The organism is Microcoleus sp. B4-D4, from assembly GCF_036705185.1.
Taxonomy (GTDB): Bacteria; Cyanobacteriota; Cyanobacteriia; order Cyanobacteriales; family Microcoleaceae; genus Microcoleus.
The window spans coordinates 1-21997 of the sequence record NZ_JAUBTX010000022.1 but is presented as its reverse complement, the minus strand read 5'-3'; the positions used below and the strand labels follow the sequence as shown (position 1 = coordinate 21997).

The 21997-nt window shown below is 44.7% G+C and carries 18 protein-coding genes; 9 read left to right on the top strand and 9 right to left on the bottom strand.

From position 1 onward, the window contains the following. Positions 1-949: 949 nt before the first annotated feature. On the bottom strand, positions 950-2239 hold the full coding sequence (locus tag QUB13_RS17110) for a glucose-1-phosphate adenylyltransferase (protein ID WP_333382765.1): 1290 nt from the start codon (positions 2237-2239) through the stop codon (positions 950-952). 607 nt (positions 2240-2846) lie between these two features. On the opposite strand from QUB13_RS17110, the gene QUB13_RS17105 reads away from it, so the two are divergent. The 7 genes from QUB13_RS17105 to QUB13_RS17075 all read left to right on the top strand — a co-directional run bounded on the left by QUB13_RS17105 (position 2847) and on the right by QUB13_RS17075 (position 13593). Continuing rightward, positions 2847-2999, top strand: a complete 153-nt coding sequence (locus tag QUB13_RS17105; RefSeq protein WP_333382763.1) for a hypothetical protein — start codon at positions 2847-2849, stop codon at positions 2997-2999. 206 nt (positions 3000-3205) lie between these two features. After that, positions 3206-4672: a glycoside hydrolase family 13 protein gene (locus QUB13_RS17100; RefSeq protein WP_333382761.1), complete on the top strand. Its 1467-nt coding sequence runs from the start codon at positions 3206-3208 to the stop codon at positions 4670-4672. Between the two features lie 390 nt (positions 4673-5062). Continuing rightward, a complete protein-coding gene (locus QUB13_RS17095; RefSeq protein ID WP_333382759.1) occupies positions 5063-6883 on the top strand; it encodes a DUF389 domain-containing protein in 1821 nt (606 codons plus the stop codon). Positions 6884-7026: 143 nt separating this feature from the next. Beyond that, positions 7027-8583, top strand: a complete 1557-nt coding sequence (locus QUB13_RS17090; RefSeq protein ID WP_333382757.1) for a cation:proton antiporter — start codon at positions 7027-7029, stop codon at positions 8581-8583. 468 nt (positions 8584-9051) lie between these two features. Then, entirely contained in the window at positions 9052-10665 is a 1614-nt protein-coding gene (locus QUB13_RS17085) for a mechanosensitive ion channel family protein (protein ID WP_333382755.1), read from the top strand. Between the two features lie 155 nt (positions 10666-10820). Next, positions 10821-11933, top strand: coding sequence for a mechanosensitive ion channel family protein (locus QUB13_RS17080; RefSeq protein ID WP_333382752.1), 1113 nt, complete (start codon positions 10821-10823; stop codon positions 11931-11933). Positions 11934-11940: 7 nt separating this feature from the next. Beyond that, the gene (locus tag QUB13_RS17075; protein ID WP_333382750.1) at positions 11941-13593 is read left to right on the top strand and encodes a mechanosensitive ion channel family protein; all 1653 of its coding nucleotides are present in this window, start codon (positions 11941-11943) and stop codon (positions 13591-13593) included. Here QUB13_RS17075 and QUB13_RS17070 read toward each other — a convergent pair. After that, positions 13586-14008 carry a DUF2358 domain-containing protein gene (locus tag QUB13_RS17070; RefSeq protein ID WP_333252269.1) on the bottom strand — a complete coding sequence of 141 codons (423 nt, stop codon included), beginning with the start codon at positions 14006-14008 and terminating at the stop codon, positions 13586-13588. The genes QUB13_RS17075 and QUB13_RS17070 overlap by 8 nt on opposite strands. 162 nt (positions 14009-14170) lie before the next feature. Between QUB13_RS17070 and QUB13_RS17065 the strand changes: the two genes are divergently transcribed. Continuing rightward, complete coding sequence (locus QUB13_RS17065; RefSeq protein WP_333382748.1) at positions 14171-14635, top strand: hypothetical protein; 465 nt, start codon at positions 14171-14173, stop codon at positions 14633-14635. A gap of 110 nt (positions 14636-14745) precedes the next feature. Here QUB13_RS17065 and QUB13_RS17060 read toward each other — a convergent pair whose 3' ends face one another. From QUB13_RS17060 to QUB13_RS17035, 6 genes are all read right to left on the bottom strand, one after another. Continuing rightward, on the bottom strand, positions 14746-15981 hold the full coding sequence (locus QUB13_RS17060) for a histidinol-phosphate transaminase (protein WP_333382746.1): 1236 nt from the start codon (positions 15979-15981) through the stop codon (positions 14746-14748). Between the two features lie 210 nt (positions 15982-16191). Next, complete coding sequence (locus QUB13_RS17055; protein ID WP_333382744.1) at positions 16192-16911, bottom strand: ROK family protein; 720 nt, start codon at positions 16909-16911, stop codon at positions 16192-16194. Positions 16912-17079: 168 nt separating this feature from the next. Beyond that, on the bottom strand, positions 17080-17772 hold the full coding sequence (locus QUB13_RS17050) for a YqiA/YcfP family alpha/beta fold hydrolase (RefSeq protein WP_333382742.1): 693 nt from the start codon (positions 17770-17772) through the stop codon (positions 17080-17082). Between the two features lie 508 nt (positions 17773-18280). Continuing rightward, positions 18281-18769, bottom strand: a complete 489-nt coding sequence (locus QUB13_RS17045; RefSeq protein WP_333382740.1) for a Spy/CpxP family protein refolding chaperone — start codon at positions 18767-18769, stop codon at positions 18281-18283. 19 nt (positions 18770-18788) lie between these two features. After that, positions 18789-19223: a hypothetical protein gene (locus QUB13_RS17040; protein ID WP_333382738.1), complete on the bottom strand. Its 435-nt coding sequence runs from the start codon at positions 19221-19223 to the stop codon at positions 18789-18791. Beyond that, entirely contained in the window at positions 19220-19810 is a 591-nt protein-coding gene (locus tag QUB13_RS17035; protein ID WP_333092715.1) for a sigma-70 family RNA polymerase sigma factor, read from the bottom strand. The genes QUB13_RS17040 and QUB13_RS17035 overlap by 4 nt, the downstream gene beginning before the upstream one ends. Before the next feature lie 72 nt (positions 19811-19882). On the opposite strand from QUB13_RS17035, the gene QUB13_RS17030 reads away from it, so the two are divergent. Beyond that, the gene (locus QUB13_RS17030; protein ID WP_333382736.1) at positions 19883-20071 is read left to right on the top strand and encodes a hypothetical protein; all 189 of its coding nucleotides are present in this window, start codon (positions 19883-19885) and stop codon (positions 20069-20071) included. A gap of 158 nt (positions 20072-20229) precedes the next feature. On the opposite strand, the gene gor is transcribed toward QUB13_RS17030, so the two are convergent. Next, positions 20230-21573, bottom strand: a complete 1344-nt coding sequence (gor, locus tag QUB13_RS17025) for a glutathione-disulfide reductase (RefSeq protein WP_333382735.1) — start codon at positions 21571-21573, stop codon at positions 20230-20232. Between the last annotated feature and the right edge of the window lie 424 nt (positions 21574-21997).

Here is a 21997-nt window from a genome sequence, read left to right as displayed (position 1 = left end):
CTCAATCGCTTAATCTAAAATCTATAGATTCCCCAATCCCCCAATCCCTCAATCCCCAATTCCTCAATCTCAAATCTAAAACTTGTGCTAAGCGAAGCCGAAGTATCTAAAATCTAAAATCCCTCAATTCCTCAATTCCCCAATCGAAAATCGACAATCAAAAATTATTCAATCTAAAATCCAAAACTTGTACGGTCGCGTAGCCGAAGCAAGCCGAAGTATCTAAAATCGACTGACTTATCACCTTTTTGAGAAACGCTATATCTTATTTTGACACTTTCTTCATTGACTTAAATCACAAAAATATAAGATAATCTCTTCCTCATTTGTTAACTAGAGTACACACTTTCAAAAAAATTAAGATAGGATAGTATATATCAATAAGCTTTTGACGCTACCAGGGTATTTACATGATTAATTATTTGCTAAGTTGGCCTTGTGGCTGCTGCGACGACTGGAAAGATCGTTCGGAGATTTGTGTGTTGCTCAGAAACGGGCAGCGCGTTTGTCAGTCGTGCTACGATCGCAAATATAAGAATCAGAAGCCATCCGCCAGACGCAGGCGATCGAACATATCAGTCTCACAACGCCCTGTATAACAGTTCGATATCTCATAGGAAATATCGATCCCTCAATCTCTTAATCCCTCCATCCCAATCTAAAATCGACTGATTTTTCACTTTTTTGAGAAAGGCTGTAACAGAGACAGTACCATATTAAAACCCGGTGCTTTAAATCAAGCCAAGTATTGCGACAAACTGGTATCAGCAGTTGCAATTAATAATGAATTAAAAAAAAATCCCTTGAGTCATCAGTTATCAGTTATCAGTCATCGGTCATTGGTAATCGGTCACTAATTTAGTTATTTATCATCAGTCACCTGACTTTCAGGTGGCTGATTTTAAATCAAAAAATTGATCGCTGACCACTAATGACTAATGACTAATAACTAAATGATAGTTCCATCAGGAATCGTGGCGTTTTTCAGGACTACGACAATGCCGCTGCGGATGTAAAAACCTTGGTTTTCGCGGTTGGATTCTTCCACTCGGTCTTTATTAATTATTTGAACATTGCGGCCGATGCGGGTATTTTTATCCACAATCGCGCGGCGAATTGTAGTATCCGCACCGATACCGAGGGCGACACCGCCGTTGTCCAAACTCGAATGCCGTTCGGCGTCGGGTTCATAGAAGTCAGCACCCATAACCAGGGTATCTTGAATCGTACATCCAGCTTCAATGCGCGATCGAACTCCCAGCACAGAATGGTCGATCCGGCAACTTTTGAGAATGCAGCCTTCAGCAATAATCGATTCAGTGATGTGAGTATCTAAAAGCTTAGTCGGCGGCAAGAAACGCGGGCGAGTGTAAATCGGCGCATTTTCATCGTAGAAACTGAAAGGAGGCTTAGGCTGTTTAGTAAGAGCCAAGTTAGCATCATAAAAAGCCTCAATCGTTCCGATATCTTCCCAGTAATCATCAAACAAATAAGCTTGAACGTTATGGTCTTTTGAAGAATTCGGAATAATCTCTTTACCAAAATCAGTTTGGTTTGGAGATTCTTTCAGAAGTTTAATCAAAACTTCTTTTTTAAAGAGATAAATCCCCATCGAAGCAATGTAAGGACTTTCCTGAGCCTGCTGCGCTGTCAGTCCCAGTTTAGTAGTATCCACCTGCATTTGTTTGAGCGGATCGCCTTTTGGTTTTTCGCTGAAAGAAACAACGCGGCCGCTTTCGTCGATTTTCATCAAACCAAAATCCGACGCCCGCTTCTCGTCCATTGGCAAAACCGAGAGGGTGATATCGGCGTTGGTTTCGCGGTGTCTCTCCACAAACTTCTGGTAGTCCATGCGGTAGAGGTGGTCCCCTGAGAGAATCAAGAATTCGTCAACGTCCCACTGTTCTAGCAGCGAGAGATATTGGCGAACTGCGTCTGCTGTCCCTTGGAACCAGTTGGCATTTTCCTGGGTTTGCTGGGCGGCGAGCACCTCGACAAATCCCTCGCTGAAGCCAGAAAACTGGTAAGTGCGGGCGATGTGCCGGTTGAGGGATGCCGAGTTGAATTGGGTGAGAACGTAGATTTTGAGTATTTCGGAATTGATACAATTACTGACAGGAATATCGATGAGGCGATATTTGCCGGCCAGGGGAACTGCGGGTTTGGCTCGCAGTTTGGTTAGGGGGTAAAGGCGGGTGCCTACACCGCCACCGAGGATGATGGCTAAAACTTTTTTCAAGGAACTTTCTCCCTAGGGTCGATTAACTCTCCAAGTTCAGTGTCTAATGGTGAGGGCTTCTTGACAAGGGGGGGGAGCAAGGAAGTTTTGAGTTTTGAGTTCAGTCGCTGGTGCTGAAACGGGGATTTTTAATCAAAATACTTTGTTCCTACGCTCGATAAGACAGTCTAGGACGCAGGCTAGGCAAAAATACCAGGTTCTCGATCGAGCATCTCTCGGATTAGCAACGATTTTCCAAGAAACCGATTTTTTTACGCAGGTTCTACAGGAGTGAAAAAAACGAGGTTTATGAGAGTTGGAGTGCCTGCGGGACTATAGTTGTAGCCTTTTTCAAAAAGGTGATAAGTTGAGATTTTAGATACTTCGGCTTGCTTCGGCTACGCCAGCGGACAAGTCGCGAGCTTACAAGTTTTAGATTGGGGGATTGAGAGATTGAGGGCTTGAGGGATCGATACCTCATCTGTTGCTCGAGTTGCTATATGAGTGTTGAGTTGTGAGTTAAAATACTCATCCATCAATCATGGATATTTAAAAAAATTTTGAGGTTTGAGTTAAAATACCCATCGATAAATAAGGGAAGTTTAACGACAGAATAAGGTTCGGGGTTTTGGCTGTTAATTACAATTTTTCTGTTGTTAATTCTCGCTTTGTGGCAATTTATCCATCCAGGCTCGATCGCCCTTTGGTATGGTTCCAGCCTTTGACTGATGACGTTGCACCCAAAGCCAGCGACACACCACTGATGACTGATGACCAATGACTGATGACCAATGACACACCTGAGTCGGGACGATCGATATCTCAGATAAAATCAGTGATAAATCTCCGATTGACGGCAAATTTTTGTGATATTTTACGATCGGTCGATCGACAAAACTCGATCGAGCGTATATTTTATACCAAAAGCTAGATCCCCTAGAAACCTCTGCTACTGTAGCCTAAGCCATAGCAACCTAGGAAAATTGTATGCAAATTCAAACCCCCGACTGGGTTAAACACGCCGTATTCTACCAAATATTCCCCGATCGCTTTGCCAAAAGCAAACAACCCCGCAAGCGCCTCCTGCAAAACTTCATGTGGGAAGAATGGCACGAAATCCCCACCCTCCAAGGCTACAAAGGAGGCGACTTGTGGGGCGTTATGGAACAGCTAGATTACTTGCAAGATTTAGGCATTAATGCCATTTACTTTACCCCCATTTTTCAGTCGGCCAGCAACCACCGCTACCACACCCACGACTACTATCAAGTAGATCCGATGTTGGGCGGCAATCCAGCGTTTAAAGAGCTTCTAGACGCAGCCCACGATCGCAATATCAAAATTGTCCTAGACGGCGTATTCAACCACGCCAGCCGCGGCTTTTTCTTCTTTCACGACATCCTGGAAAACGGCCCCCATTCTCCTTGGCTAGATTGGTTTCAAGTTGAAGGCTGGCCCCTATCCGCCTACGACGGCAATTTCCCAGCTAATTATCTCGGTTGGGACGGCAATCGAGCGCTGCCCGTGTTCAATCACGACAATCCTGAAGTGCGAGAGTATATTATGGAAATCGCCGAATATTGGATTAAATTCGGCATTGACGGCTGGCGGCTGGACGTTCCTTTTGAAATTAAAACAGAGGGATTTTGGCAGGAATTTCGAGACAGAGTGAAAGCTGTTAATCCCGAAGCTTACATTGTCGGCGAAGTCTGGGAAGATGCCAGAGAATGGCTCGATGGCAGTCAATTTGACGGAGTGATGAATTATCTGTTTGCGGCCCCGACTATTGCTTTTGCAGCGGGCGATCGGGTAGACATGAACCAATTAGAAGGTCGTTCTTATTACCCCTATCCGGCGCTGTTTGCCAAGCAGTACGGCGAGAAGATTCAGAAAGTTTTGGAATTATATCCGTGGGAAATACAGCTAACTCAACTAAATTTGTTAGCCAGTCACGATACTGCGAGGTTGCTGTCAATTGCTGGAGACGATCGAGCTAGTGTAGAAATTGCGACTTTGCTGCTGTTAACTTATCCCGGAGCTCCCAGCATTTATTACGGTGATGAAGTTGGTTTACCGGGCGCTCTAGATCCAGATTCTCGCCGCAGTTTTCCCTTAAAAGCTCACTGGGAACTTGATGTTTTAGATTACCACAAACAGTTGATAGCTTTGCGCCACAAATACGTCGCCCTCTGCACAGGGACTTACAAAATTCTGTTTGCTGAAGGCACGGTTTACGTCTTTGCGCGAATTTTGGAGGATGAGGAAATAATTGTGGCGGTGAATGTGGCAACTCAAGAGGTAAAGGTAAATTTTGAGACTCCCAGTTTGAAATTACCTCACGAGAAATTGCTGTTTGGCAAGGGTGAGTTTGTTTGGGAAGGTGAGGGAGAAACTCGGAAGGTAGCGTTGAATATGCCCGCGCGATCGGGTTTAATTATCGGTACTGCTAATTAGTCCTTTAGACATTTGAAACCAAAGAAACCTGGTTTTTGACCTAATTTTTGAGTGAAAACTAAATATTGAAGTCAAAAACTCGATTTCTGAAATTGGTGCAAGATTTATGATAGATGATATTGTTGGGCGAAGTGAAATGTAGGATTCGTGCTTCCTGACATATTGCACAACAAGCAAACACCGGGAATAAGATTAAAAATCTAGGATTAAAACTTAGATTTTTAATCCTATTCCCGGTTTTGATCAGCTTAGAAAAAATAGTGCAATATCTCAGTTTCTCTCAACCCAAGCTACACAAACTGCCTCTTATTGATGCTGACACCACAAAGATAGGCATCAATGCACTACACTAGGTTGGTAAAAAATATTTATTGTTTCTCAGGATATGTAATGCAGCGCCTAAAGATATTAGCGCAGTTCCTTCGGTTGAGACGCTGGTTTGCTCACAATTTAGGGGTGAGCGCGGTTCGCAAAGAACAAGTCTATTTGGACCTTGCTCAGTCCGTGACTCTGACAGATGCCAGTTATTGGATTCAAGTTTTATTTTCTGCTGGGATAGCTACCCTGGGATTGGTGTTGAATAGTCCGGCCGTCATCATTGGCGCGATGCTGATTTCACCTTTAATGGGGAGTATTTTGGCAAACGGGCTGGCTTTGGCTGCTGGGGATGCGATTTTGGCGCTGCGGGCCCTCGTTAATTTAATTTTGAGCTGCACGCTGGCTATTTCCTTTGCGGTGGTGTTGGTATTGATTTTGCCGTTTAAGGAAATGACCAGCGAAATTCTGGCCAGAACTCAGCCAAATTTGCTGGATTTAGTGATAGCGCTGTTTTCTGGGGCTGTGGGGGCGGTGGCTATTTGCAAGGAGGCTAAGGGGGTTGTTACCTCTATTCCGGGGGTTTCTATCGCGGTGGCGTTGATGCCGCCGCTGTGTGTGGTGGGTTACGGGATTGGGATGTCGGTGAGTCTGAGTCCCGGAAGCGGGTTGGCGGTGGCGTGGGGGGGAGGGCTGCTGTTTTTTACCAACTTAGTCGCTATTACGTTTATGGCGATGCTGGTGTTTTTGGTTCTGCATATTGATAGTTTTCCCGTGCGCGAGCGAGTGCGTTTGTGGCGGGAAACCAATGGAGAAAGTATTTGGATGCAGTCTTTGGTCGAGCGAATTCCGGCGTCGGAACGATTGAAGCGCATCGGTAGTTTGCCAAGTCGCCTGCTGCTGATTTTGATGACTATTTTATTGACTTCGATTCCTCTGTATCAATCTTACAATCAACTTCGTGACGAAATCTCTCGCAAGCAGCAAGAAAATCAACTGCGTAATAGCACTACAGAAATCTGGCAAAAAAACTTTGGTAACTTTCCTGATGGTAAGGTGCGATCGTACATCAGTCAACTTTCGTTTCGAGAACAAAAGCGTAAATTAGTCGCTCAACTTCAGGTAGTTACTAGCAAGGTTTACACGGAAGCGGAACGAGAGCAATACAAGCAATTGCTGTCAGCGAAACTTGGGAGGCCGTTGGAGTCAATTGCTCTGAATCTGATTCAAATTCCCATAGCTTCTAACGAGCTGTTACCAACAAAGGTTTCTGAAACAACAATCAAGCCGGAGCCTCCTCCGACGGTTGCGGAATTGCAATCGAGTTTTTTGACGGCTGTGGAGTCTGCCCTCGATTTCCTGATTTTGCCCCTACCGGCTCAATTGATGAGTTATCAGGCGATTACTAGCCCGCTGACGCCGTTAAGGATTCAGATTGCTTACTTTAGTCCGCGGGATCTCGATCGCGACGGACAAGCGCTGCTGGTGGATGATATCCGCAGTCAATTAAATTACCCTACAGCGCAGGTCAATTTCAATCGGATTGCGCCGGTTGCTGGAACGGTTACTTTTGCGTTAAATCAAGCTCAAATTGCGGCAAATCAAGTTCAATTGCTCGATCGACTGGGTAAGACGGTACAGCAAAATCCTAAATTGCAGATTGAAATGAGTTCCGGTCAAGCGCCCTCGGAAGCTGGGGCGCCGGCGATCGGGCGATCGGTGGCGGTTCGCAATTATTTGCAAACAAAATGGCAAATTAAGCCCGATCGCTATATTACTAAAACTGCAGCTGCAACTCAACCAATTGTCCAGTTAAAAACAGTTCTGAAAAAACCGCCCCAAAATTCCTCACCTTCTGTTCAGCAGGATGCAGTTGAAGGAGGAGTGACACGCTGACTGTTTTTAACACTGGTGTCAAAAAGACGGAATGTGATTTCCCCAAAACCCATCTGTAGGGACACGGCACTGCCGTGTCCCTACAGAAAATCATTTAGGATTGCTATATGCAATCCGATCATTACAAATAGGAAAATTTTAAAATGATAGAAACGAGTCTACAAGAAGTGGCCATTGAAGACAATCTGAAGCAATTTTTACTGGTGCTTTCAGTTTCTTTGAGTGTGGCAACTCTGCCACAAATTGTTAGTTGGTTGCGCCGAATTCCCTATACGCTGCTGCTAGTGATTGTGGGAGCAGGACTGGCTTTGGTCGATGTGCGGTTGGTGAATCTTTCGCCTGAATTGATTCTGTTGATTTTTCTGCCACCGCTGCTGTTTGAAGCTGCTTGGAATTTGAAGTGGTCGAGTTTAAAACAGGATTTAATTCCTATTTGTCTTTATGCTGTTTTCGGTGTGCTGATTTCCATTGCGGGTGTGGCAATTGGTTTGAATCAGTTTGCCGGTCTTTCTTTGGGAACTGCGCTGATGATTGGGGCTACCCTTTCAGCTACCGATCCGGTTTCGGTGACGGCTTTGTTTCGGGAGTTGGGGGTTGAGAAGCGTCTCAGCACTTTGATGGAAGGCGAAAGTTTGTTTAATGACGGAATGGCAGTTGTGGCGTTTGGATTTCTGGCTGCTTTTGCTCAGGGAACTGCTAATTTATCGCCGGGGCCGATTGTGCTGGAGTTGATAACGGTGGTGGGGATTGGGCTGGGGGTTGGCGGGCTGATCGGGTTTGCGATTTCTTATCTGACGCAGCGGTTCGATTTGCCTCTGGTGGAGCAGTCTCTGACGTTGGTTTCGGCCTACGGTACTTATTTGATTGCGGAGGATTTGGGGGGTTCGGGGGTGATTGGGGTGGTCACGACTGGGCTAATTTTGGGCAATTTTGGTTCTCGCATCGGGATGAATCCTCGCACTCGGATTATTGTGAGTGAGTTTTGGGAATTTTTAGCTTTTTTTGTAAATTCGATTGTGTTTTTGCTGATTGGCGATCAGATTCGGTTTGGGAGTTTGGGCGAAAATTTGGATGCGATCGCGGTGACGATTGTGGCGGTGATTGTAACGCGGGCGATCGCCATTTACGGACTGGGGAGTCTTAGCAACCGTTTTGCCGCATCCGCCATTCCGCTGCAGGAGCAAACGGTGTTGTGGTGGGGAGGGCTGCGGGGTGCGGTGTCGGTGGCTTTGGCTTTGAGCGTACCTGAAGGTTTACCGGGCCGGGAGGTGGTGATTGCGACGGTTTTTGGGACGGTGTTGTTTACTTTATTGGTGCAGGGACTGACTATTCAGCCTGTTCTGGAAAAACTGGATCTGCTGGGGGATGGGCCGATGCGCGGGGAGTATTTGGAGGCGATCGCCCGTCGGGCGGCTTTGGGTAGGGTGTTGCAACGGTTGGCTGAGATGGAGGACCAGCCGGGGGTCGATCGGGAGTTTTATGAGTATCAAGAATCGCTGGTTAAGGGGGAGTTAACGAGGATTGAGGCAGAGGTCGATCGGCTTCAAGATGAATATCCCGATCTCAGCACGTTTATTGCTGAGCAAGTTCGAGCGGAGTTGCTGGCGATCGAAGCTGACACCTATGCTGAGTTTGTGCGATCGGGTCGCTTAAATCAAGAACTGTCTCTCTTTTTGGGAGTTGAGAATATACCGGAGTAATTAGAGAGTGCGATGGTTTTTTCTCTATCTTGGATACTTTCCAAATGCCGGCCCGGACTAGATTCAAACTAATACTTAAACATTTCCTGCCGGTTGGTAGTGAGGACTTCAGTCCTTTCGAGCCGGTTGGTAGTGAGGACTTCAGTCCTTTCCAGCATTGTCTAACAGTGTTAAGGGAACTGAGCGGGTAACTCAATCAGTTCAAGCCGTTATAATGCAAAAAGAATCTGAGTATTAAGTACCAAAGTGCGCTGGCAGGGTATTCCTCAAGCACTGCCGCGCCGTTAATCCTTCTGATGGTTGCACGGGGCTTTGTCAACAATATCCAGTTTGCAATTCCCTGAGACCTCTCCAACGATTCTTGTAGAACGGGCATCCTGCTTCTTCAAAAACTTGCTTTGCGGTGGAGGTCTATGAGAGGCGTAGCATCGCGGAATATGAGGAGTGAAGCATTGAAATCGGTAAAATATGTTAAATCGTCGGCAATTTTCATCTGTTCGTTACCAAATACTGGGAATCATCACAGCCCTGGCGCTGACCTTAATTTTGCTGGCCGGGCCCGTTCAAGCCGCTCGGACGGCGACATCTATTGTGGTAGATGGTCGTCCGCTTTTTAGCGTCAGCGATGCTGACTCATTAACAGCCGCCGAACGGGCCGATTTGCTCAATTTGCGACTCAAACAAATTGAGCAATCTCAAGAAACAGTTGAAGTCACAACAGAAGTTCGCAATCAATACCCCACCATTCTGGTTAATGGCAAATACTTGCTGACAGTCACTCAATCCGATCTGCAAGAAACTCGCACGCCCGCCGAACAAGCTAATCTTTGGGCTCAACAACTCCGTCAAGCTTTGCAGCAAGCTCAAGAAGAAAGAAGCGCCGGATTTATCAAAAATATGCTGCTGCTGGCAGCGGCTACTGTAGGGCTGGCGATCGCACTCAACAAAGCATTGGGATGGCTGTGGCGATCGGCCAGACAAGCTGCAATCCAGCGATTTGTCGAACCATCAAACGAAGAAGTTGGAGTTGATGATTCGCCCAAAGCTCTGAACTTATTATTTAACTTAACTCTGTTTTTCGCAAGAGTTGCGCTTTGGATTGTCACCGCCCTTTACATTACCAATCTGTTTCCGGTAACTCGGATTTGGAGTTACACCCTAACCAGCAGTTTAGTCAGCACTTTCACATCTAAAGCCCTGTCTGTAGGACGCAACAATTACTCAGTCACCGATCTGCTAATTCTAGCTGCTCTAATCCTGGGATGGGTTGTCCTTAGCGGCGTTATTTCTAAATTATTTAAACTGCGAATTTTGGAAGTCACCCGTATCAGTCGAGGCAGTCAAGAAGCCGTTGCTGTGATTGCCAAATATTTGCTGGTTGTTATAGGAACCATCGTTCTGATGCAAATATGGGGAATTGACCTGAGTTCTCTAACAATTATCTTTAGTGCATTAGGAGTTGGTATCGGTTTTGGATTTCAGGATATCGCTAAAAACTTTGGTAGCGGTCTGATTTTGCTCTTTGAACGTCCGATTCGGGTAGGCGACTTTGTGAATGTCGGTAAAATTGAAGGCACTGTGATCCGTATTGGCGCTCGCAGTACAGTGCTTCGCAACCTAGATCAAGTTTCGATTATTTTACCCAATTCCCGCTTCTTAGAGGATGATGTAACTAACTGGAACTATGAGAATTCTGTGTCGCGAATCAGAATTCCAGTTGGTGTTGCCTACGGCTGTGATATCAATCAAGTTAAGGAGGCATTGCTAAAAGCTGGTAGGGGACATTCTGATGTCTTGAAGACTCCTGAACCGATTGTTTTTTTCTTGGGTTTTGGTGAGAGTTCCTTGGATTTTGAGCTGCGGGTTTGGATTGTTGAACCCATCGCACAGTATCGCGTCAAGAGTGATTTATTTTTCCGTATTGAAGAACTGTTTCGAGAGCATGAAATCGAAATTCCGTTTCCTCAACGAGATTTGCACGTCCGCTCCGGGAGCATCCCTTTGGCTTTGTCACCGGAACTAGAGGCAACATTACGCAAAACTTTACTCAAATCTGAAAATAACTCAGTTGCCCCTAAATAACTTAAACTAAATTATTCCTGCTTGCTTCTTTTTTCTTCCTAATGACTAATGACTAATGACTAGGTTCGCGAGTTTTCAAGCTCGCACTAATGACGACTGTCAACTGTCAACTTCAACTGTCAATTTTCAACTATTATAATACAGTTGGTTTGACCATGACAACAACAATTAATGTGCTATTTATGTTCACACAACTGCCTTTAAATTATGGCGATCGCTTTTTGCAAGTTATCCTGATTTTTCTAGCCGGAGGGATTGGGGGATTAGCTGGACTGATAGCGTTCCCAACCTTGAGATTAATCTTAACTTGGTTTACCCCAAGCTTATTGACACAGACTTATATTGGTGTATTGCTTGCCTCTAGAAGCCTAATTTTAATGTTATTAACTCTGTCGGCGATGGAAGTCATGTTAGTTTTAATCCCTCAAACTAAATGGCTACAATTGATGGAGTTTTGTTTGAGTGCCGGCATCACTTTCTGTGGCGGGTGGCTAGTGTCAAGTTTATTTCGAGACGTTTTTAATACCACAATTTTAGGCGCAACTTTTGAGTCCAACCCTAAAGTAAGAGGCGAGTCTATCTTTTTAATTCGTTATCTGGGAGACTTTGCGATCGCTGTAATAATAATTTTAGTATTTTGCATTAGCCATAATATTAATGTTGGAGGCATACTTGCTAGCTTGGGGATTGGAGGTGTTGCTATTGCCTTTGCTGCTCAGAAGACTTTAGAACAATTTTTAGGAGGAATTGTATTAACTCTCGATCGCCCTTTTCAAGTTGGAGACTATATTGGTTTATCCGACGGGCCTATGGGCAAACAAGGCACTTTTGGACGAGTAGAAAGTATTGGTTTAAGGTCAACAAAAATTCGTACTTCTGGTAAAGGCACTCTCACAGTTATTCCTAATAATTCCCTGACGGAAGTTACCATAGAGAACTTTACAGGCGCAAAGAAAGTCATGTCCATCATGATGCTAGAGTTTCCCGAACAGGTATCTGTTCAGGAGCAAGCACTAATCCGCCAAACCGTGATGGAGAGCACGATGGACATTTTTGGTTTAGACTGGCGCAGCACAGAGGTTTCCTTCAGTGACAACCAAGCCCAAATTTCTTTTTTCATTTTGGGTTCTAATGAATTATCTATGGAATTGAGGCGGCAATTGCTGGATTTGGCTACCCAACAAATCACCAAACAACTCCAAAAACATAATATTTCTTTTACCATTAACCAACCAACGATTTATGTGGATGCTCCAATTCCTATTTAAGCGACCAATGAAGCTGATATTCTTATTTGCGATCGCTTTGTTTTTGGCTACTTTTCCGATGAGTTTGGCTCGATGTGCTGACGGCCCTCGTTCTCCTATAGTAGTTGATGGCATTCCGCTGTTTTATTTGCAACCTGTGGATCGGTTTTCAGCATTAGATCGTACCCAATTTGCCAATAATTTACTGGCTGATGCGATTTCTAATGAGAAAGTCATAAATTTCGATGTGCGTAACGATCCTAATTCAAGCGCTACCTCAATTTCATTAAACAACAATTACCTGTTGACAGTTACGGCAAACGATGTTTTACCAAACTTTTCTTTGTCTCAACAAGCTAAGCAATGGGAAAATATTCTAGAAAGGGCGGTCGCTAAGGCTAAAAAAGAACGAACTCCACAATACATTTTGCAGAGAAGTTTGTGGATTTTAATTGGCATAGGAATTATTATACTATTGCGGTTTTTGTTGGTAATTGTTGCCAAAATAGCCAAGTGGGAAACTGGTATTTTTACCAAGGTTATTTTTGGTTTCGCCTGGTTAGCGATCGCCCTAGTGAGTTCGGAATGGTTCCCGGTATTGCGAAGTATTCGTTATCAGATTTTTTCCCCATTTTCTCAGCCCCAGTGGCTGATATTTTTGGGAGCATTAGGAAGCTCTTTTGTATTTAGCCATTACGCTCCAGCCTTATTGAGATTTGCCATAAAAAAGCTAGACATCCACTCAGCAGAAAATATTTATCTGGCAATTATTCAACCAAGCGAAATCCTCGTGCAATTTTCTGTCCTCTCTATTTGTATCAGTTGGTCTCTGAGCTTGCTAGAAACATTAGCACCAGTTGTGTATGAGCTGCTAAAACCGATTGCTAATTTATTTGTAGTTGGCTGTCTCTATTGGCTATCTACAAAAGTTACTAGCCGCTACTTGCGTACCTATGGATTCAAGTTTGGGGGAAAATTTAATCCCAGTAGCGATGATGCAATTTTAGTATTTGAAACTGTGTTGAATGTCTTTATCTTTATTGTAGCACTGGTAACATTTGCCCGCAGCGTAAACTTTGACTTGATTGGTTTGGTTGCTAGTTTGGGGTTAGTTGGTTTAGCCGTCGCCTTTGCAGCCCAAAAAATTCTCGAACAACTGATTGCTACTCTAGTATTGTATTTAGATCGCCCTTTTGTTACTGGTGACTATATCCGTCTACCCGCTGGAGAGTTGGGGAAAGTAGAAAGTATTGGCTTGCGATCGACAAAAATTCGTTCTCTCGGTACGGGTACAATTATTGTGATGCCCAATTCTATATTAGTCAGTGTAGAAATTGAAAACGTTACTCTTGCCAAAAAAATTATGGTGTTACTGTATATGGATTTTGCAAGTGCTTTAGGAGAACGAGAATATGCTCTAGTGCAGCAAGCTATTATGGAAAAAATTGTTTTCCTATCAGGAATCGATCCTAACAGCACAAATATTGCTCTCGCCGATGGTTCGGGAAAAAGATTAAGGGTTAGTTTGGCAATTTTAGGCTCTCAGGATAATGCGGTTGAGGTGCGTAAACGCCTACTAGAGTTAGCAAGCGTTCAAATTGCTAAATCTCTTGCAGTCCACGGTATTGTGTTTACGATGGAAAATCCTACGGTTTACGTGCAGTCCCCTGCTACTATTTGAGTAAAACTGTTCCCTTGCCCAAAAACTGCTTTAAAATTTCTCCGGGTTTTCTGTCCCAAGTGTCGATATGTTGGTAAATCAAGCTGTCCTCATCCATTTTGTAGGTAGAGTAGCCGTTAAAAAAAATTTGAGCTTTCCAGGGTACGCGCAGCGTCCCGCGCACAGTCCAATTTGCCACAATAGTATCAGGGGCTGTCTGACTTACGTCGTGGAGGTCGAAGTAAATCTCGTTAAAAAATAGCTGCCCGTGAAATCGCAAAGTCCAAAAGATAATGCGGTAGTTGATTTTTCCTTTAAATTTGTTGACGGGATCTTGAAAATAGATGGCTTTTGTGTATATGTCGTAGGAGATGTCTTTCTCAAACAGCGTCGGGAGATCCGCTTTCAGGGTGTCTACTACTTGTTTTACCTGCATTTGATATTCGATCGCGCTCAAGCTACCACCTTGTGACAGTATTAATTTATAAGTTTAAATGAATAATCTCGATCGCTGGACGATCGCAGATTTGAGATTTCATCCAGCTCTGATTTTAACTCTAACGCTATTGTCCGCATCTGCCTTTGTGCAGACCCGGACTTGCGACATCGAAACCTTGGCACAGATTTGACTGAGTACACCAACCCCTCTGAAATTCTCGCAGAAATCAACAACGGCCAACTGTTGATGGTAGATTGCCGTCGCCGGAACGGTCTAATTTTGATTAAACGCTTTCACGCAGAGTTTGCCGGGCCGGGGGCTGCGGTTGGCGGTGCTTTTGATGTTGACTCTGTGCGGGCGATTCCGGTGGGGGATTTTTGTTTGGTTTGTCCTCAATCTCCCGAAGAAAAACAGAAAGCTTTTGAAATTCGGCGACATTGGGTGCGGTTAACGGAACAGTTAACGGCCAAGCCTGTAGCTTTGGAACGGGCACAAATGATTTTAACTCAGTTTGAACAATATTTTGATGGGGAAACAGTGGCACAAATTCCCGATGAAGCTTTGGCACTTTTAGTAGGCGTATTTCCCAAAACTATTCGCGCGGCCAGGCAAATCGATCGTTAAAAATGCCATATATTTTATCAGGGAAAATAACCGCGATAACTTCGCAGCATCGGATTTTGGTTTTCAGGAAAGGATAAAAAACTGGCATTCCGATGCTGCAAACTAATTTATTAAGTCAAAATCGCACCAATTCGATCGACTGTGCGCTGATTTTCCTCGGGACTTCCTACCGTAATTCGCAAACCTCCGCCGGTGTGCCGAATCAAAGTACCTCTAGCTTTTAGCTGCTGCATGATTTGTTGCTGTTCCTGTTCTGCCGATTTACCCTCACCGGCTTTCACCCGCAGGTAAACAAAGTTTGCCACACTCGGCCAAACTTGCAATTTTGGCTGCTGAGTTAGCGCTGCAATTAATTTGGCTCTTTCCGCTATAATTTCGGGAACTACTGCTAGCAGTAGCTGTCGCTGGGCTAGGGCGAATTCGGCTGCGGTTTGCGATAAACTGGGGAGGTTGTAGGGTAGGCGGATTTTTTCTAAGGCGGCTGTGAATTCGGGATGGGCGATCGCATATCCGACTCTCATTGATGCTAGTCGAAATGCTTTGGAAAATGTTCGCAAAATTACCCAGTTCGGGTGTAGGTGCAATCTGTCTGCTAAGGTATTTTGGCTGAATTCAAAATAAGCTTCGTCAATTACTACTAAAATATCGGGCGGTAATGTTTCTAACCAATCCACCTCATCTGGTGTCAAAGCATTGGCTGTGGGGGAATTGGGATGGACGACAAAGACGGCGCGCACGGGGGGATTTTGATTTTGGGCGTTAGCGCAGCCCTCGGAGAGGATCGCCCTTTTTGCTGCTTCTAGATCGATCGCAAAATTATCCTCTTTTCGCGCAACACTGACAGCGGGAATACCGAGGGTTTGCGCGATAATGCCATACATCGAAAAGGTGGGATTGGCGACTAAAATTGAGCCTTGGCCACCCAGACAGGTTGCAATTAAGAGCGATCTAATTAGTTCGTCGGAACCGTTTCCGACAGAGATATTGTCGGCTGTAATGGCATTTTTGGGCCGTGTAACTCCCCCTTGCCCCCCTTTGTTAAGGGGGGAGACATTTAGGAGAACACTCTGGTTAAGGGGGGGGACATTTAGGGATTCGTTGACGTATTGGGCGATCGCCTCTTTGAGTGCTGCGTGGCCTCCGTCGGGATAGCGATTTGTTTCAATTAACTGCTGGTAAGTCCAAGCAAGCTTTTGTTTTAATTCTTCTGGTAAGTCGTAGGGGCATTCGTTGGTGTCTAGGCGATCGATTACAATTTCCGAGTGCGCTGATTCTGTTGATGCGCCACCCGGATGGGGAGTGTAGGCGGTAAGTTCGGCTAAGTCTTGGCGGATAAAAGGCAGCATAGTATGATTTCAGCTTTGAGATTGTAGATGGTCTAATTACGATTTAGTTTTACACTATTAGGGTTATTAGTCATTAATCTCTAATATCTAGTTGGTAAATTCTTCATTCTTACAAATAACTAATAACTAATGACTAATGACTAATGACTAATGACTAATGACTAATGACTAATGACTAATGACTAATGACTAATGATTAATGACTAATGACTAATGATTATTTAAATCGCGCCACAAAGCGATCCCGCCCAACAAACCGCTGACATTCGGTACTATTTTAGCCTGCGGCGGTAAATCAAAAGCAATTTTTTTTGTATTGCCGCCACCGATGTAAAGCCGATCGCAGTTAAACAGATTTTGCAGAGAAACCAGCGCTTTTTCCAGACGGCGATTCCATCTTTTGGTGCCGACTGCATCTAATGCCGATCGCCCTAATTGCTGTTCGTAAGTTTCCCCTTTGCGAAACGGGTGATGTCCTAACTCTAGATTTGGCACCAAAATACCATCGACAAATAAGGAAGAACCGAAACCGGTGCCGAGGGTAATTACTAATTCTACGCCCGTCCCAGCGATCGATCCCAATCCTTGAATGTCGGCATCATTCGCCACTCGCACAGGTTTTCCCAAACGGTCTTTGAGGGTAGTTGCTAGGTCAAAATCGACCCAAGACGGATCTAAATTTACTGCGGTTTTGGTGATTCCGCGACAAACCACGCCGGGAAAACCGACGGATACTCGGTCAAATTCTCCTTGTGCGCTTGCTAAAGAGGCGATCGCCTCTAATACCGGTTCCGGTTTCGGCGGTTGAGGCGTTTCTAAACGGCTGCGTTCCGTCTGAGGTTCACCTTCAGCATTCAAAACCATAACTTTGATGCCGCTTCCGCCAATGTCAACGGCTAAGGTGCGAGTCGATGAATCTTGTTCAGTCATTTGATTGTTGACACTTGCAAGTTGGTAAGTCGATTTGAAATTGAAGAATTTTAGATTTTCGATTAACTCTCCCATTAAATCTGAGAGTTTGAACAAAAGTCTAAAATTTTATGTTCGATACTTTGGGAGTATCGAAAACTTGTACCAATTTTTTGGTGCAGTCTAAGTTTAATTGGGAAATTGGCAAAACTTTTGAATCGTTTCCCAAATTTCCGTTAGGACATTTCCCAAAGAATGATCGTCTTCTAATTCGATTAATTGCACCCAGGGACGGTGCTCGGAAAAATTTCTGCTAGCTTGAATCGGTATGATTGTATCATGCTTCCCGTGAACAATTAACGTAGGGACTGACCGCATTAATTTTTCTTCAGGGTATTGATCCATTTCTGCCACAAACTGATAATTCAGTGGCAGATAGCGCTGTTCGCCATAATGATAAACTGGTAAATACTCCTCGGAGTGCCACTTTTCTAACTGTTGCTGTCCCAACAGCGGCAGCCAGTGAGAGAGAAATTGAAAAGCGGGCGCTAACAAAACTATTCGTTTTACCGATAATTGTCGCTGGGCCAACCAAGCCGCCGTCAAGCCGCCAAAACTTGACCCAATGATTGTAACTTCCCCTAGATTGTTTACATTTTCTGCCGGAGATGGGGAGGATTGGGTTGGCCAAAATTCTGTTTCTATTTGGTTTAATTGGCGGGTGAGGGTGAGACGGGAAAAATCGTTTTGATTGAGATCGGGAGTTTTTAGGTCAATTCCTAGGGAAGAAAAGCGATTTTGGAAATATTTAGCCTTAGCGGAATCTGGGCTTGAAGCAAATCCGTGTAAATAAATGTAAGTTGAATTATTCTGTATATTCATTGCGAAATTTTGATGAGATTTACTAACTAATTTAGTCGCGGACGCACTATTAGATTGAAAATCATTTTGTTTCCCCAAAAACTGCATCTAAACCTTTAATATAATATCCGATAGATTGACCGCAATAAGTAACGATCGCGCGTGCGGACTTTACCGCAATCCCGGAGCGGAAACCAGGACACACTACGAACCGTTTTTGTTATGGTAGTCTATCGGACATGATATAATCCCGATAAAAATCTGATTTATGTGGTATTAATGCGATCGCAAACTGTAATTACTGTAACTTTAATCAGCAAAGTGTGCAGTGCATACCTTACAACTTAATTGTAGGGTAAACACTGCACACTTTGCCAATATAACTAGCGGGTAAAATTACTTTTTGCAGTTTGACTGAGTTCTAGTGGCTGACAGTTAACTCTCCTGTGCTTCAGGCGCAGGCTACAAATTGATTCTTGAGTAGCGCGCACCTGAAATACTAGAATATCGACTCAAAACTACTTGTATGTTACTGCGGTTTTTGGCTGTTTTGCCTCCGGTTTTTAGCAGCTTCCCTGCGCTGCTGCATCAGTTGAGATAGTTGGGTGCGCTGTTCGGGCGTGAGCACTTCTCGCATTCCTAGCATACTTTCAAATTGCGCTTCTTCTAACTGCTGTCTCAATCCCATGATTTGGCGGTTTTTATCGCGCATTTGGCTGGCATTTGTTGTCGCACTAGACATCATTGTTTCCAATTCTTGTCTGGCTTGGCGGACGGCTTGCATTCGCTGGGAAACTTGGTCTTTGTAGCGATCGCGCACAGCCTGCATTTTCTGCTTTTGATCGGCGCTTAAATTGAGTTGCTCGAACAGCCCGCCTTTCTTACCAGCGGGTCGATTGGAAGGCTGATTTTGGGCAATTGTTTCCGCTTGGGCGGGGGCAGAAACGGCTGTCGCAGCGGCTGTAGTGCCGAGGGTTAACATTAAAACTGCTATGGCAGAAATTCGGCGAATAGACATGAAAATTACCTCTTTGAGATTAGTTATTTTTTGGCTGTTCGCTGTCAGGAGTAACAGCGTAATTAAACAAGTCAGTTGGCGATCGTTCCAGCAAGTTGTCCGCTGAAGGCTCCTTCAATACAGCCTCCCAGTTATTGACCAGAAATGCTTCTAGGTGTGCCGCCTCATCCTTCTGATGTTGGGCGGTAACTAGGACGCGATAACCTGACCCAAAAACTAGCAGACTTGCAGCGATCGCAGTAGGAAAAGCCCATTGGGGAAAACGGAGGATTTTTGACTTTTTAGTAGCCTCGATCGATCGCGCTTCTCCTAGGTGATTCAAATCTACCGTCGCCTCATTCCTATCTATTGCTGCTAAAAGTTTTAGCTCAAAATCTGGGGCAGATTCAGGAACATTTGGGCGATGTTGCTTTAAAAAATTAACTAATTTTTTGTCACTATTTCCGTCCTTCATAGTTCGTGAACTCCCTGTTTTTGCAAAAATTGCCGCATAGCATTTCTGGCATAAAACACGCGAGATTTGACAGTCCCTGATGGCAGTCCCAAAATTTGGGATACTTCTTTTTGCGGGATATCTTCTAGGTCGTGCAACACCAAAACGCTACGGTGTTCAAAGCTCAATTTATCCAGGCCGCGCTGCACTAAATCTTGATAGTGTAACTGCATCAAGTCGGATGTGTGATTGTTGACAATAACTCGATCCATTGTTTCTTGATTTTTGAGCTTGGAGTCAAAAGAATGCTGTTTAGCAAATGCTTGTCTTTGGTCGGAAGCCACATTCCAAGTGATTCGATAAAGCCAAGTAGAAAAATTGTCTTGTTGCTTGAGTTTTGGCAATCCTTTCCAGACTCGCAGGAATACTTCTTGTGCTAGATCGTCAAGAAGTGACGGGCCGCAGAGTTGGTAAAGGGTTGACCTGACTTTGTGTTGGTAGCGTTTGTAAAGGTAGCGAAAGCAAGTGCGATCGCCCTTTAGACACTCAGCAACTAAGTCCGAGTCGGAACAGTCATCGTTTAAAACATTGGCTGACACACCTAACACCTGTGAAGTCTCCCCCACCAGTTCGTTATCTGAAGTGTTTAGACAGGAGAGGTGTGAAAAAGGTTCAAATTATTGAAGAAGGAAGAAGGAAGAAGGAAGAAGGAAGAAGCGAAAACCAACTACCGCATGGGTTTAACTGATTTGACTGGTTCCCTGGCTCTGCCGGGGAACCTATATCTAGAGGCTCTGCCTCGCTGGGGAAAGAGGAGGCAGAGCCGACCTATCTGCGTTACCAGGCTCTTCCTGGTAACGAGTAATTAACGAGTAATTAACTGGTTCCCTGGCTCTGCCGGGGAACCTATATCTAGAGGCTCTGCCTCGCTGGGGAAAGAGGAGGAAGAGCCTCGCCTATCTGCGTTACCAGGCTCTTCCTGGTAACGAGTAATACGAGTAATTTGTGGGCAGTCCCGATTTAAGATTTACCGCAGAGTCACAAACTCTTCTGCAGTCGATGGATGAATGCCAATAGTCACATCGAAGTCCTTCTTTGTCGCTCCCATATTAACCGCGATCGCCATACCTTGAATAATCTCGCCCGCATCTTTCCCCACCATGTGTACGCCCAAAACTTTGTCAGTATTAGTCTCAACAACTAACTTGACAAAAGTCTTTTCGTCTGCACCTGTCAAAGAATGAAACATCGGTCGGAACTTGGCTGTGTAGCACTTAATTGATTCGGGAAACTTTGCTCTAGCCTGCTCTTCATTTAAGCCGACTGTAGCAGCTTCCGGCTGGGAAAATACGGCTGACGGCACATTTTCGTAACTGATTGCTCTGGGATTGTTGCCAAATTCAGTATCGGCAAAAGCGCGTCCTTCGGCGATCGCAATTGGCGTTAAATTAATCCGGTTGGTGCAATCTCCGACGGCAAAAATGTGCGGTTGACTGGTGCGGCTGTCTTTGGTAACTGCGATCGCACCTTGATCAGTTTCTACTCCCGCATTTTCCAAACCCAATTTTTCCAAGTTGGGCCAACGTCCGGTAGCACACAAAAGCGCATCAACTGTCAAGGTTTCTTCCGATTCTCCCGACAAAGTTAATTTTAAACCTTCTGGGGTTTTTTCAATTTGCGCGATCGAGCTTCCCGTCACAAAATTGATCCCGTGCTTAACCATTCCTTCCTGCACGTTAGTGCGAATTTCTCCATCAAAGTCATTCAAAATTAAATCGCGCCGGATGATTTGAGTTACTTGACTTCCCAAACCGTTCATAATGCAGGCAAATTCAACGCCGATGTAACCTCCTCCCCAAATTGCCAACCGTTTCGGCTGCTCTTTTATCAAGAAGATTTCGCGGGAAGTAATGGCGTGTTCGATACCAGGAATGTCCACCCTGTGAGCTTCGCCACCGACTGCAATTAAGATTTTAGCAGCGGTGTATTTTTTATCGCCAACTTCGACGGTGTGGGCGTCGATAAATTTGGCGTATCCTGAGATTAATTCCACTCCGGCTTTTTCAAGGAAGCTGATGTGCAGTTTGCTCAGCCGCCGCACTTCTGTGTCTACGGTGGTGACGAGTTTTTCCCAATCGAAACTGCTTTCTACTGGACTCCAACCGTAGCCCACCGCATCTTCGTAAAGGTGCGAAAATGTAGAGGCGTAAACCATGAGTTTTTTGGGGACGCAGCCGCGAATTACGCAGGTGCCGCCTACTAAGTCATTTTCGGCGATCGCCACCTTCGCCCCGTAGGATGCCGCGCGTTTGGAGCTCGCCAATCCGCCAGAGCCCGCACCGATCACAAACAAGTCGTAGTCGTATGTCATAATTGTCGCTAGTTTCCTATCTTTATTTGACGATTTTTGCGCTTTACTTTTTTTCATGATATCTCAAAAATTTTTCATTTTTTTTTGGGGTCAACTACTTTACTTCTTGCCCTTGACATGGTATTATTAGACAATAGAAATTCGTGCATTAATTTAAAAACTGCCCCCACTCCCATTCTTAAAGTATAGCACAAGCAAATCGCAAAAGATATATATAAGTGTAACTATTTTGGGGCGGCAGCCGATGAGGAAATTATTGCTGATTGGCGATCGGAACTATAGCGGTTCTCAGTAACATGAAGTACGCTCAAAGAGCAGTCATTAGTCAGCAGTGATTACTTAGCAGTAATTGGGAATTGGGAATTGGGAATTGGGAATTGGGAATTGGGAATTGGGAATTGGGAATTGGGAATTGGGAATTGGG